General features: G+C 63.7%; 13 protein-coding genes. 4 read left to right on the top strand and 9 right to left on the bottom strand.

Translation table 11 applies throughout. The annotated features are described in order from the left end of the window. The coding region (locus VNH11_11550; protein ID HVA46993.1) for a DUF4214 domain-containing protein at positions 1 to 1,032 on the top strand (1,032 nt) is incomplete at its 5' end. 1,862 nt (positions 1,033 to 2,894) lie between these two features. Then, complete coding sequence (locus tag VNH11_11545) at positions 2,895 to 3,092, top strand: hypothetical protein (GenBank protein HVA46992.1); 198 nt, start codon at positions 2,895 to 2,897, stop codon at positions 3,090 to 3,092. Between the two features lie 95 nt (positions 3,093 to 3,187). Here VNH11_11545 and VNH11_11540 read toward each other — a convergent pair whose 3' ends face one another. The 5 genes from VNH11_11540 to VNH11_11520 form a co-directional block, all read right to left on the bottom strand. Then, on the bottom strand, positions 3,188 to 3,610 hold the full coding sequence (locus tag VNH11_11540; protein HVA46991.1) for a secondary thiamine-phosphate synthase enzyme YjbQ: 423 nt from the start codon (positions 3,608 to 3,610) through the stop codon (positions 3,188 to 3,190). Next, entirely contained in the window at positions 3,607 to 3,987 is a 381-nt protein-coding gene (locus tag VNH11_11535; GenBank protein HVA46990.1) for a hypothetical protein, read from the bottom strand. The genes VNH11_11540 and VNH11_11535 overlap by 4 nt, the downstream gene beginning before the upstream one ends. Positions 3,988 to 4,041: 54 nt before the next feature. Then, positions 4,042 to 5,073, bottom strand: coding sequence for an HTTM domain-containing protein (locus VNH11_11530; protein HVA46989.1), 1,032 nt, complete (start codon positions 5,071 to 5,073; stop codon positions 4,042 to 4,044). 7 nt (positions 5,074 to 5,080) lie between these two features. Then, positions 5,081 to 5,686 (bottom strand): hypothetical protein, encoded by a 606-nt coding sequence (locus VNH11_11525; GenBank protein ID HVA46988.1) that lies wholly within the window; start codon positions 5,684 to 5,686, stop codon positions 5,081 to 5,083. Positions 5,687 to 5,791: 105 nt separating this feature from the next. Continuing rightward, the gene (locus VNH11_11520; protein HVA46987.1) at positions 5,792 to 6,844 is read right to left on the bottom strand and encodes a TIGR03000 domain-containing protein; all 1,053 of its coding nucleotides are present in this window, start codon (positions 6,842 to 6,844) and stop codon (positions 5,792 to 5,794) included. A gap of 538 nt (positions 6,845 to 7,382) precedes the next feature. Here VNH11_11520 and VNH11_11515 point away from each other — a divergent pair. Together VNH11_11515 and VNH11_11510 are read left to right on the top strand one after the other, a co-directional pair. After that, complete coding sequence (locus VNH11_11515; GenBank protein HVA46986.1) at positions 7,383 to 8,954, top strand: Hsp70 family protein; 1,572 nt, start codon at positions 7,383 to 7,385, stop codon at positions 8,952 to 8,954. Between the two features lie 24 nt (positions 8,955 to 8,978). Beyond that, the gene (locus VNH11_11510; protein ID HVA46985.1) at positions 8,979 to 10,022 is read left to right on the top strand and encodes a hypothetical protein; all 1,044 of its coding nucleotides are present in this window, start codon (positions 8,979 to 8,981) and stop codon (positions 10,020 to 10,022) included. A gap of 264 nt (positions 10,023 to 10,286) precedes the next feature. On the opposite strand, the gene VNH11_11505 is transcribed toward VNH11_11510, so the two are convergent. The 4 genes from VNH11_11505 to VNH11_11490 all read right to left on the bottom strand — a co-directional run bounded on the left by VNH11_11505 (position 10,287) and on the right by VNH11_11490 (position 13,588). Further along, positions 10,287 to 10,598 (bottom strand): hypothetical protein, encoded by a 312-nt coding sequence (locus VNH11_11505; GenBank protein ID HVA46984.1) that lies wholly within the window; start codon positions 10,596 to 10,598, stop codon positions 10,287 to 10,289. A 72-nt stretch (positions 10,599 to 10,670) separates the two neighbouring features. Then, positions 10,671 to 11,045: a response regulator gene (locus VNH11_11500; GenBank protein ID HVA46983.1), complete on the bottom strand. Its 375-nt coding sequence runs from the start codon at positions 11,043 to 11,045 to the stop codon at positions 10,671 to 10,673. A 142-nt stretch (positions 11,046 to 11,187) separates the two neighbouring features. Then, entirely contained in the window at positions 11,188 to 13,236 is a 2,049-nt protein-coding gene (locus VNH11_11495; GenBank protein HVA46982.1) for a PQQ-binding-like beta-propeller repeat protein, read from the bottom strand. Between the two features lie 34 nt (positions 13,237 to 13,270). Beyond that, complete coding sequence (locus VNH11_11490; GenBank protein HVA46981.1) at positions 13,271 to 13,588, bottom strand: hypothetical protein; 318 nt, start codon at positions 13,586 to 13,588, stop codon at positions 13,271 to 13,273. Between the last annotated feature and the right edge of the window lie 3 nt (positions 13,589 to 13,591).

The raw sequence follows: 13,591 nt of genomic DNA, 5'->3' as shown, positions 1-13,591 counted from the left end.
GTCACGGTCGCCGGCACTGCGGACGTGGCCAACGCCACAACAACCGGCGCCACCGGCCTCGCCGCCAGCGCTGTGAGCGTGACGGGCTATGAGTTCAGCACCTTGACCGGTGTGACCGTGGCCACGTTTGCCGATGGCGATTCCGGCGCCCCTGGACCGGCCAGCGATTTCAGCGCTACGATCGACTGGGGCGACGGCAGCACCTCGGCGGGCAGCATCACGCTCTCTTCAGGCGCCTATGCCGTCAGCGGTCAGCACGAGTATTTCGACGAAGGGCATTACACGGTCCAGGTCAGCATCGATCAGACGGCCGGGCCGGCCAGCGGCACCACGTCAGCCACTGTCAGTGCGACGGCCAACATCCACGAGCAACTGCTCGAAGACGGAACGGTGGGCACTCCCGACCAGAAATACATTCAGGAGATCTATCGCGATGTGTTCGGCCGTCAGGCCGAGCCGGGCGGTCTGCAATTCTGGGTCAACGATCTGACGCAGGGCACGTCTCGCAGCGACGTCGCTTACCAAATGGTCAAGCTGGCGTTTCCGGAGGAATTTCAGCACGACACGGTCGAGTCGCTATACGAGCACTACCTGGGGCGGGCGGCGGACGCAGCCGGTCTGCAATATTGGTCGGCATATCTTTACGACGGCGGCACGATCGAGGGTATGTCGCAGGCGCTGCTCGGCTCGCAGGAGTATTACCAGGCTCGGGGCGGAGGCACGGACTCCGGGTTCGTGAGCGCGCTGTTCGAGGACGCGCTGGGCCGCGCGATCAATTCTGGCGACCTGGCGTATTTCGAAGGCCTGATGGGCAACGGAATGTCGCCCTCGGATATTGCGGCCCTTGTCCTCAATAGCGACGAATATCATCGCCTGCGGGTCGACTCGCTGTTCGAGCAGTTCCTGGACCGTCCGGCCGACCTGGACGCGCTGGCTTTCTTCGCCGGCGAACTCGAAGGCGGCGAAACCGATGAAATGGTCATTTCGCAATTGATCTCGTCCGACGAATACTACGATCGGGCGCAGACCTGATGTTGGGGCCGATCTCGCTTCTTGGCGGCCAGGCGTGATCAAAGTACCTCGTCGTCGTCGGCCTGCCTACCCGGATTATTCACCGGCCCACACCAACCCGAAGCGCAAGCGAGGATCAGCAACGGACTTAGCTCGCTTGCGCTTCGGGTTGGTGTTCGCGCAGTCTGCGCGCCAAGTTCGGGGGCCGGTGAATCATCCGGGCTAACGCCCCTTGGCCCGCGCCTCCTCGAGCATATTGCAGAAGAGCGCGCCTTGGCCGAGGGCGTCGTCGAGCGCCACGTGGGTGTGGGGCAACTTGTCGAACCACTGTTTCGGCATGTTCTTTTTCGTCGGACCCGATCGAGGGCGAGAAAGGCCATTGCATGACCAAAGACCGCTGGGAACGCCTTAGACTTGTTTTCGTTGGGGCGTGCTTGGTTGTGGTCAGTGAAGGCTGCCAAGTGAGTTCGAAGGCTGCCAACGGTCGCAAAGTCGGTGTTCATCGCTGGGCTTCGTTTGGCGCGAATTGGCCATCTTTGAAATGCCCGGAAGGCGGCATTGTAGAAACGGATGCCGACGCATTCCGTCGCGGAAGCGCAAAAGCTTTGGCGATAAGGATTTGCGACTTATCCGTTGGAGGGGTGTCATCCGTGGATCCTGCTCACTTTGGCAGCGTGCTGCCAAAGTGCCTGCGGCCCATGAGTCTGCGGCGGCACGCGCCGAGGCGACACGCGTGTCGCATGGACACGGAGTAGACGGCTTTCCTCTCGCGGAGCGAAAGGGCTACGGTCGGCACTTTGGCCGCGCGCGGCCAAAGTGAGGGCGGCCCGTTCGTCTGCGGCGGCACGCGCCGAGGCGACACGCGTGTCGCATGGGCACGGAGTAAACGGCTTTCCTCTCGCGGAGCGAAAGGGCTACGGTCGGCACTTTGGCCGCGCGCGGCCAAAGTGCGTGCGGCCCGTGAGTCGCCGGCGGCCACGCGCCGAGGCGACACGCGTGTCGCCTGGGCGCGGAGTAGACGGCTTTCCTGTCGCGGAGCGAAAGGGCTACGGTCGGCACTTTGGCCGCGCGCGGCCGAAGTGCCTGCGGTCCGTTCGTCTCCGGCGACACGGGCCGAGGCGACACGCGTGTCGCCTGGGCGCGGAGTAGACGGCTTTCCTCTCGCGGAGCGAAAGGGCTACGGTCGGCACTTTGGCAGCGTGCTGCCAAAGTGCCTGCGGCGCGTTCGTCTCCGGCGACACGCGTGTCGCATGGGCGCGGAGTAAACGGCTTTCCTCTCGCGGAGCGAGAGGGCTACGGTCGGCACTTTGGCTGCGCGCAGCCAAAGTGGCGGCGGCCCGTTCGTCTCCGGCGGCACGCGCCGATGCGACACGCGTGTCGCATGGGTCGCGGAGTAAACGACTTTCCTCTCGCTCCAGCGAAAGGGCTACGGTCGGCACTTTGGCCGCGTGCTGCCAAAGTGCCTGCGGCCCATTCGTCTCCGGCGGCACGCCGCCGAGGCGACACGCGTGTCGCATGGGCGCGGAGTAAACGGCTTTCCTCTCGCTCCAGCGAAAGGGCTACGGTCGGCACTTTGGCTGCGCGCAGCCAAAGTGCCCGCGGCCCGTTCGTCTGCGGCGGCGCGCGCCGAGGCGACACGCGTGTCGCATGGGCGAGGGGTAAACGGCTTTCCTCTCGCTCCAGCGAAAGGGCTACGGTCGGCACTTTGGCCGCGCGCGGCCGAAGTGCCTGCGGCCCGTTCGTCTCCGGCGGCACGCGCCGAGGCGACACGCGTGTCGCATGGGCGCGGGGTAAACGGCTTCCCTCTCGCGAAGCGAACGGGCTACGGCCGGCACTTGCGCCGCGCGCGGCGCAAGTGAGGGTGGCCCGTTCATCTGCGGCTCATGCCGCGGTTTCTCGACGGCGGCCACGACCGTGCGGGCATGCTAGCCGGGCCGCTCGATCTGGTTCAGGACGGCACGCTCGTGATACACGACGACGGCCGGCCGCTGCCAGGCGGTCGACGGGCACAGACGCTGCTGACGGAGGCCGTCGACGCCAACTTGCCGGTGCTTGCGCGGCTGGCGTTTTTCATCGCGTGAGCGTAGGGTGGGACCAGCGAGCTTGCGAGCGCGGGCCCACCTCGATCAACGTCGCGCATGGTGGGCCGGCGCTCGCAAGCTCGCTCGCTCCCACCCTACTCCCCGATCACCTTGAGCAACACTCGTTTATTCCGCCGGCCGTCGAACTCGCCGTAAAAAACCTGCTCCCAGGGGCCGAAGTCGAGCTTGCCGGCGGTGATGGCCACCACGACCTCGCGGCCCATGATCTGACGCTTGATATGGGCGTCGGCGTTGTCTTCGCCCGTGCGGTTGTGCCGGTAGCGCCGCGGCGAGGCATCGAACGGCGCGAGTTGCTCCAGCCATTGCTTATAGTCATCGTGCAGGCCCGACTCGTCGTCGTTGATGAACACGCTGGCCGTAATGTGCATGGCGTTCACCAGCACCAGCCCCTCGCTTACGCCGCTGCGCCGGACGGCGTCGGCCACTTGCGGCGTGATGTTCACGAAGCCCATGCGTTCGGGCAGGTTGAAGGTCAAATACTCGGTCAGTGATTTCATGGCGGTTCTTTGGTCTCGGCCCCCTGCGACCGGACATAGGCGACGACGAGCGTGGTCGCGATCACGGCGACGGCGATCAGCAGCGCATACCGCATCATGCGGTCTCGCCGCTTGATTTCCTCCTGCTCCGCCAGCATCCGCTCGCCTTGGAGTCGCATCAACTCTTGCTGCAACTTCAACCGCCGCTCTTCTTCCAGTTCCGCCTGCTGCCGCGCTGAGGCCCGCCGGCGGACCGCTTCGGGGTCGGGTCCGGCCTCGTGGTCCGCTTCGGCTTCGTGGTCGCCTTCGCGCAACAGCGGCTGAGCGTGAGAAACGCGGCCGCCTGACACGAGCAAGACCGCGCCCAGCACGATTGCGAGTCGTTTGGAAGTAGACATGTTGCACGTTCCGCCTTGCCGTCTTTTAGACCTCCGCAAGCGAGGACGCTTACGCTACGAGCCGCGGCGGCCGCCCGCCACACTGGGCCGCGAACGTCGCGTCGAGACTTGCGCGACGCGCGCCCCCAGGCCCTCCCCTGCTCGTTTGTGCCCGCCACGCTCAAGACACCATCGTACCAACCACGGCGGAACAAATGAAACACAGCCCACCAGCATGATGAGACCAAAGGTAATCATCCCCATGCAAACCGCGATCCCCAAGTGGACGGGCACCGCCAGCACCAGCATGAGGGGCCGCGTCAGCCGCGGCCAGACCAGCACGCAAAAGAACAGCTCCCAGTAGACCGTGACTTGCGTGGCGATCGCCGACAGCAACGGCCAGCGAGCCAGCCAGGTCACGTCCCACGACTGGTATTCGAGATTGGCGACCGAGAGCCACATGGCGTCGCCCGACCACCAAGAATCGCCGCGCAGCTTGCCCATCGCCGCGAAGAAATAGATCACGCACATGTGGACCTGCATCAGGCGGACCGCCAGGTTCGCGCTCGTCGAAGGCGCGGCCGGCGGTCGCGGTCCGTCGGCTGCGCGCGGCAGCCGCAGCCGATCGAGCGAGTAGGCCGCGCCGCTGGGGCCGATCATCAAGTACATCGCCAGCATGCAGTTGATCTGGTCGAGTCCGAAAAGCGCGCCCGGCACGCGATTCACGTAAGACACCGCGGCCAGATATGCCAGTATCGACACCACTCGGCTGAACAGGCCGAGCATGAGCAGGGCGAACACCACGAGCGCCGCGATGTGTGCCGCACAGAGCAGCGCCGGCGACTGAATGAGCCAGAAGTAGCTCCAGGCGTACGTGCCCGAATCGGCGAGAGCGAGGCTGGCGGCGTGCGGCGAAGTCCAGCTCTCGGCCCCGAAAAAGTCGGCCAAGCCGAGGGTCCACACCAGATGCGTATAAAGGAGCATGGCGCCGGCCATGACGCGAATCAGGCCGAGCGTGGCGGGGTCGGCGGGCGTGAACCAGAAGCGGTTCCAGCCCGCCAGCCCCCCCTGTCCTGCCTCGCGCACGTATTCGCGGATCAGTTCCATCGATCGTTCAACTCTCGAATGAGCCGAGTTTGCGAGAGCGATATAGCCGGGAGTCGTCGAGCCGCATGCCGTCAATCACCTCCTGCGGCGACGGCAGCCGGTGTTCGACCAGGTAAAGCGTCAGGCGTCGGCCGCCATACTTCTTCAGCAGATGGTGAGCGTAAGATTCAACGTAGGCTTCCTGCGGTGGCGAAAGTGGCTGGCGGTCCCAGTCGAACTCCGGCTCCCAGGGACCGGCCAGGCCCACCAGAAACTCGCTCAGCATGAAGTGCCGGTGATAGAACAGACGCGGCCAATGCACTTTGCGATCGGGAAACGTCCCCTCGATCTTGTCGCCGTCGGGCATCTCGATCGCGTATCGCACGAGATGGCTCGGCCCCGGATCGGGACCGAAAAACTTATAGCCGTGATTGAGGTAGGCGGCCTGCAGATACGGGAGATAGATCGCCTGCAAACGGTCGCCCAAGATCGAAGGCGGCGAAGAAATGGGACCGACCAGCAGGCCGACCAGATGCCAAACCAGCGCGGCGCTGACGATCAACCGCACGCGCCGCGGCCAGGCAAAGTTCGCCGGTCGCCTTTCTGGTTCGTGAAGGGTTTCGCTCGCGGGCATGCTGTTGTGATACCAAAACAACCGGCCCCCGCACAGAACGAAATCCGTGCGAGGGCCGATGGAATCGACGGGCCGCCGGGGCCGCACCGTAAAAAGCCGACAGCGCTATTGGCCGGCGCGGGCCACTTGCGGAGCATCGACATCGAGGCTCAGATCGAGGACGTCGCCGCCTTTGACCTCGATCGTCTCCTCTTTGCTCAGCGTGCGGCCGTTGCGTTCGACCTCGACGCGCACCACGTAGTTCCCCCACGTCTGGCCTTGGGCCAGCTTCGTGGTGGTAAACGTGCGCACCTCGCCGTCGCCGTAGGTCTCGTTGCCCGACAGGAAGACCTTGGCATCGGCCGGCACGTGCAGCGTTACGCTGGTGCGGACCGGCTGGTTGGCGATCGGGTCTGAGTTTGAACCATTGAGCGCGAACTCAACGTCCGACTTGTCGCCAGCCTGCAGTTTGACGGTTTTGTTCTCGGTGATGGTCTGGCCGTCGCGAACGATCTCGGCCCGGATTTGATAGGTGTAATTGTAACCCCATCGCAGGCCATTCGAGACGTAACGACGCACCGTGCCCGTGCTGCTCGTTGGCAGACCGTTCACAAACACCTGGGCATGTGCCGGCACGCGGACCGTCAACATGGCGGTGGCCGACGGCCGGTAGAGGCTGGTGTTGTTGTCGGTCGGAGGCAACGGGGCGCCCTCGTCGGGCGGCATGTTGTCGTCGGGCGCCGGGCCGCCTGGCAAGTTGCCGTCGGCGGGCATGTCGGAAGGATGAGGGGGCGGAGGCGAGACAGACGGAGCGCCATAGACCGGTGCGCCGTTCATAACCGGCGCCGTCGTTACCACGCCACCCCACGAACCGCCGCTCGATCCCCAGCTTCCGCCGCTGGAACCCCAACCGGCATATCCGCCGCTGGAACCCCAGCTACCGCCGCTCGATCCCCAACTACCGTAGTAAGCCGCATGCCGATGGTGGTGACGGTGGTGTCCTCCGCCGCCGTACGAACCGCCGTACGAACCCCAGCCCCCATAGTAACCGCCGCCGCTGGAGCCCCAACTTCCGTAGCTGCCACCACTGCTGTGCCCCCAAAACGCATCCGCTCGCGAGCCGTCACAGACCAACGCTGTGGCCAGAACAGCCGCACCTAACGCAATTCTCTTGAACATTGATTCCTAGCTCCCCTGGAATGACTGGGTAAATCTTGACGACCCCGCACAACCCAAACATACCAACAATAGCTCGTAAATCAAGTAAGCTGGGCAAGATTTTCCGAGTCGAGAAGCTACGGCGTCTTTCGGTCGAACCCTGGCTGAAGCCGCAAACTCGAAAACCTATACTTCACGCGGCCGAGAATGAGACATTTTTCCGAGGGCAAAAGCGGTGGCTGGGGCAGAGCTTGGCCAGATAGCGGCTGGCGCCCATCAAAAGCGTGGGGGGCCAAGCGATGCCCCGGTTGGCCGCACCGGGGCATCGTCTGGCCGCCAAGATGAACGAAGTGCCGGCCTCCACCTGGCCAGACTCTGCCCCAGCCACCGCCAATGTCTCATTCTCAGCCGCGTGAAGTCTAAAGGCCCAAACCAAAGACCGGGGGGCTTGGGGCTCGGGCCTTTGGTCTTTGGCTCTGACTTGGTCTTGCCCCGTTGACTCTCGCCGCTTGGCGACCGACAATCGCTCAATAGCAGCCTGTTCTTATGGACTTACAGCATGGAATTCAAAGAAGGCCAGACGGTCGGCATCGACCTGGGAACCACGTTTTCGGCGATCGCGCACCTGGACGCCGAGGGCAATCCCGTTGCCCTGCTGAACGAAGAAGAAGAAATCGAAACGCCCAGCCTCATCCTGCTGGCGCAAAGCGGCCACGTGATCGTGGGACCAAGCCGCACCCGCGCGGCGATGGAAGATCCCGACCACGTCGTGGAGCGCGTCAAGCGGCACATGGGAAGCACCGAATACAAGCGGACCTTCGACGGTCATGAGATCACGCCGGAGTTCCTTTCGGCGCTGATTCTCAAAAAGCTGCGGCAGGACGCCGAGAAGCGGATCGGCAAGATCGGCAACGCCGTCATCACCGTGCCGTATTATTTCAACGACGCCCGGCGCAAGGCCACGCAAGATGCCGGCCGCATTTCGGGTCTGAACGTGGTCGACATCATCAACGAGCCGACGGCGGCCACGCTGACCTATGCCTGGCAACGCGGCGAGTTGGGTGCGGGCAGTTTCGACAAGCCGCGCATGGCGCTCGTCTATGACTTGGGCGGCGGCACGTTTGACGTGACGGTGGTCAAGTATATGCCCACGCACTTCCAGGTGCTGGCCACCGACGGCGACGTCTATCTGGGCGGTATCGACTGGAACGACCGGCTGCTGAACTACGTCGCCGATGAGTTCAAGAAGCGGCACGGCGCCGACCCGCGCGAATCGGCGGTCGCCAGCCAGGTGCTGCGCAACGACTGCGACCTGGCCAAGATCGAGCTGTCGCAAAAGAACCAGACCAGCGTCGTCTGCCGCTTCGAAGGCAAGAGCGTCTCCGTGCCGGTGACGCGCGAGCAGTTCGAGCAATTGACGGCCGACTTGCTGCAGCGCACGATCGACACCACCGAGTTGGTCATCGAACAGGCCAAGATTCAGCCCAGCGATCTCGACGCCATCGTGCTGGTGGGCGGCTCGACGCTGATGCCCAAAGTGCCGGCGATGTTGGAGCAAGTGACGGGCAAGAAGCCGTATCAAGGCCTGTCGCCGCACACGGCCGTGGCCCAGGGGGCGGCGATTCACGCGGCCATTTTGGAAGCCAAGTTCCGCCGCACCGGCAGCGACCTGGCCGAAAAAGTGAAGCGGCACCTCAAGAACGTCAAGCAAGACGACGTCAACTCGCACAGTCTGGGTGTGATCCTGAAGCACCCCAAGACCGGCAAGCCGCATAACCACGTGATGATTCCCCGCAACACGACGCTGCCCGTCGAGAAGCAGCAGGTATTCAACACCACCGAGACCGGCCAGGTGCGGGTTACGGTGAGGGTGATCGAAGGCGACGCTCCCGATCCGGCGGCCTGCTCGCTGATCGGGAATTGCAGCATCACGCAGTTGCCGCCCAACTTGCCCAAGGGGGCGCCGGTCGAGGTGACGTATGCCTACGGCAGCGACGGCCGCGTGCGGGTGCGCGCCCGCGACAAGACGGGCGGCAAAGAAGCGGCCATCGAGATCGAACGCCGCGGCGGCCTCGACGAACAGCAGATCGACAATTATGCTGCTCTGGCCGGTTCCTATCTGGTGGAATAAACGGCTGTCCGATAAGGGGACGAAATGAGCAGCACGCAAATCGACGTCTATCGCGACTGGTTGGGCATCCAAGAAACGGCCCGTCCGCTCAACCATTACCAGCTTCTGGGCCTGAAGCTGTTCGAGGACGATGCGAACGCGGTCCGCGCCAGCTATCGCAAACTGAATGCTCACGTGCGCAAGTACGCGTCCGGCGAATACGGGCCGCAGTCGCAGGCCCTGCTGAACGAGCTGTGCCAGGCGATGCTCTGCCTGACCGACAACGTGCGCAAGACGGAGTACGACACTTCGCTCGGCCGGGCCGCGGCGGCCTCGGCGGGCAAGGCCAAGACCTTCGAAGAGCTGTTGGTGGCCCGCAAGGTCGTGACCGCCGAGCAACTCGAGAAAGCCCGTCGGCTGTCGAAAACCATCGGCGTCGAAGTGCGCGACGCCCTCTTGCAGCAACGCTCCGCGCCGGCCGAGCAAGTCATGCCGGTGTACGCCGAATCGATCGGGCTGCCGTTTATCGAACTGTCCGACGCCGAGATCGACGAATCGCTGTTGCCCAAGGTGCCCGCCCTCACGGCCCGCCAGCAGTCGTGCGTGCCGCTGATGGTGGCCGACGGACGGGTGCTGATGATGGCGCCTCATCTGCTTCCTCCGGAAATCGAAGACTTGCTGCGTCTGCGGTTTGGCATGCCGGTGCGGCTGGTGTTGGTGACGCCGGGCGACGTCAACCAGGTCATCGGCAAGCACTATTCGCGCGAAGCGGCGGCAGCCGAGCAAGCGAGCGGGCCGGCGCGGCCCGTCGAGGCGGCGGCACCCGCGGCGACTCCCGCGGCTGCCAAGACGTCCGCCAAGCCGGCGGTCAAAGCCCCTCCGATCGACAAGGCCGCGCGCAAGAAGCAGCAGCGCATGGCGATGTTCATCGCCTTCAACTTCAGCGTGATGGGCACGATGGTCATCGCGGCCATCACCGGCCACGCCTTGAAATGGGGCTTTGCCAAGTCGGTGTTCTATGCGATGATCGTCGGCCTGGTCGTGGTCGGCGCGACGTTCGTCGTGACGGAGCTCAAGCGTCCCGTCTGACGACATCTGCCTGGAACCGCCAGCCGGCGGGGCGTATAATGCGGACATGAACCGTCGCTTTTGATCCGGTCGGGCACCAGCATCAAGTTTTCTGCCGCACTTACGATGAGATATGCGAATGGATGAAGAGCGACTGGCGATCACTGAATCTGGGCAGGAGAGTTGAGGAACAAGAGTGAGCGGCTGAGTCGCTCGGTCCTCCCTTACTGCTATCGGTGCGCCGAATGCCGATTTACCCGATTACCGCGCTGATCGAAGGATCGGCTACGCGTCTACGACGATCTCGAACCAAAGATCGGATCCGCCGTGTGCCTTTAAGAACTCGACCGCCTGCTCGTGGCTACCGATTTGTTCGCTCGTTGGCCGAGGCGACAGGCTTAAGTCAATGCTGTGCTCCATAAGCGGCTGAATTTGGTCGCCGTCCACACGAAAGCCGTCGATGCCGAGCACCTCGATGCTGTGCTCGGCGCAACGTGCAACGTACTCCATCGCGCCGGCAGGGCGCATCAGCACCACTCCGTGACGTTCCATCGCGCGGGTCGAGAACTCTTTTTCCAGCTCTTGCAAGATCGCCATTCGAGCCTCACATCATTGAATCGCCGGATCGCGCACCCAGTTCGGATGTGCCAAGGAACCCCTACAAACGGGTCACGAAGACAAGTGTGGCCGCAGCTTTTCACGCGTGGCCGGCTGGTCCAGCTCCGCTTTGCCGAAGCCGGGCACGGCGCCCGCGGCAACCGCCGCTTCCTGCGCGTCGGGATAGTTGCTCACCAGCATCACCGGCGTACACGATAACGACGCTTCGGCCTTGATGGCGCGAATCACATTCAGGCCGTCGCTGTAATCGGCGTCGAGCTTGCGGTTGACCAACACCAAGTCGAACCGCTCGTCAGCCAGCCGCTTCAGCGTGTCGTCGATGCCCTGCGACTGCACCATCTGGGCGCCGAACTGGCCTTCGATCAGCCGCCGAATGGCGGCGTGGTCGACGCTGCACTGCCCGACGTCCAGAACTCGCTTGGTCATGCTGTGTCCTACTTGGGTAAAAAGCGAGGAAGAAGGTATGCCGGCTCCCGGGAGATCGCCGACCGTGGCATCGCTGGCCGACTTCGCCTTGCGGAAGTGACGGATCCAACTCGGCCAGCTTCTGCCCCAGCCACCGCATGTTTTACTTGCCGGCAACTTCCGCGGCCGGCGGCGCCGCGTTGGCCTGCTCGCCCTCGCCCGGCTTGGCGATGGCGAACAAGTGCGACTTGTTCGAGATGTAAAGCACGTTCTTAGCCACGACCGGCGTGCTGTAGACCGCGTTGCCCATCTCGATCTGCGCCAGCGGCTCGTACTCGTCCGGATCTTCCTCGTTGTCCTTCTCCTTCTTCTTCATGGCCACCACCGGGTCGGCCGATAAGCCGAAGATCGAAATCTTCCCTTCCTCGTCGCCCACATAGACCTTGTCGCCCAGGATCATGGCCGAACCCCAGGTGGCCGCGAACAGGTCGTGCGTCCAGTTGACTTTGCCGGTCTTGGCGTCGAGGCAGTGGAACAGCCCGCTGAAATCAGGGATGAACAGCAGGCCGTCTTTGATCGCCACCGTGCCGCAGGTGCGGTGCATCTTCTCCTCGAAGTCGGCGATCTTGCCGTCGCCGTTCCAGTCGTACTCGGCATAGTGCCAGACGGCGGCCGAATTCGGATTGTCGATGGCCACCTCGCCGTCTTCAGGAATGACGGCCTGCAACCGCCGCTTGGGCAGCACGTGCTTGCGGTCGTCGACCTTCACGGCCAACTCGCTGCTCACGTCGCCGCGCTTGGTGGGATCGATGCACCACAGATGCCCGTTGCCTTCGCCGTGTTCGGGGTCTTCGCCCACGGCGATGTAGACCAGGTCGTCAAAGATCACCGGCGTGCCGATGATGTGGTTGCGCGTGCTGCGTCCGCTCACGCTGTACTTGGCGATCTTGGGATTGCAGTCGAACTCCCAGAGCAACTCGGGCTTGCCGTCATCGGTCGCCTCGCCGCGGAAGCTGCGCAGCCAGCCGTCGCCGCCGCCGAACAGCACCTGCGGCACGCCGTCGATCACCGCGTAAGAGGGCGACGACCATTGTCCGTGCAGAATGTTCTCGCCCGGCGAATTGTCCGACCAGAGCACCTCGCCGGTGTTCTTGTCGAGGCAGAGGAAGCTCGGCGCCTGGGGCGCGGGAATGTTGGTGTGCCCTTCATCGACGCCGTTCGACGTGTTGACGAACAGCAGATCGCCCGCGGACGTCACCGAGCAACTACACATGTTGTGTTGCGAGACGCCCAGTTCCTTCATCATGTCGAGATACCAGACCACGTCGGCCTCGTCTTTGTTTTCGTTCGCCTCGCCCTTGAAGGGGCCGTCGTTTTCGTCGTCCTGAAAACCTTCGGTGTCGAGGCAGGCGACTTCGCCGCGGCTGGTGACGAACCACAGCCGCTGGCCTTCCACCAACGGCGCACAGCAGATGCCCTGCTGCGGCCAATCGTGGACGCGGCCGGTGGGCAGCTTCTCGCTGGAATGCTGCCAGAGGAAATGCCCGTCGTCTTCACTGAAGCACAGCAGGCAACCCAGATCGACGCTGGCCGGGTATCGTTCGAGGTAAGCCGCTCCGTTGTTGGTGCCGACAAACACCTTGCCGTCGGCGATGACCGGGTTGCCGTAGCTTTGGCTCCCCAGCCGGGCAACCCACTTGATGTTTTGCGCGCTGTCGCGCTGCCACTCGCCCGTCTGGCTGTCGAACTCGCCGACGTTCCACTCGGTCGGAACGTTGCTGGCCACGGGCGTGTTATTGCGAATGGGCGAACCGCCCCACTGGTTCCACTCGGTGGTCAATCCGCCTGGCTCTTCGGCCTTGGCCGTCTTGGCGGCGGGTCTTTCGCTCTTGCTTGTCTGCGGCGACTTCTCGCTGGCCGCGGGCTTCTCTTCGGCGGGTTCTTCCTTCGGAGTTTCGCTCGCCGGCTTTTCTTCGGTGGCCGCCGGCTCCGTTGTGCTTTCCGCCGGCATGTCAGCAGCCGGCTCTTTCTCTTCCCTGGTCGGCGTGGTTTCCGTCGACGTTTCGACCTTGGGCGGAGTGAGATCGTTCTTCGCCGCGGCGTTCGGTTGAGCCGGCGGAGCCTTGTTTTCAGAACAAGCCAGTTGCGACGATGCCACGATGGCCGCGGCTAACAGCAGCGCGACGGAACTGAGACGGTTTATGCAGAGCATGTTTTTTTCTCGTGAGTAAAACAATTGCCAAAGGCTAATTTCGAGGCGGATCCCATTCGTCCAACAGACGGCGACCGTCCTCGGTTAGTGCAAACCAGATTTCTTCGCAAGCGGAAGCGTCGGGCTGGCCCGACGGGACGGCGAGCAGGTCGTCTCCGGCTGAGCGTTCGCGCAGCGCTCTCACGTGGCCGTCATGTTCCAAAGCAACCAGAGCCGAGACCACCTCCGTGGTTGTGAAATCGCGCGGCCAGAATTCGCGCCAGCCCACGCAACCGCTGGTGTCGTTCAATAGCCGTACGATGGATGAGACCTGCTCGACCGCGTCATGGTGCAACACATCCAGCACGAACATCTG

Source organism: Pirellulales bacterium (assembly GCA_035533075.1).
In the GTDB taxonomy this organism is placed as follows: domain Bacteria; phylum Planctomycetota; class Planctomycetia; order Pirellulales; family JAICIG01; genus DASSFG01.
This window is presented reverse-complemented; position numbering and strand designations above follow the sequence as displayed.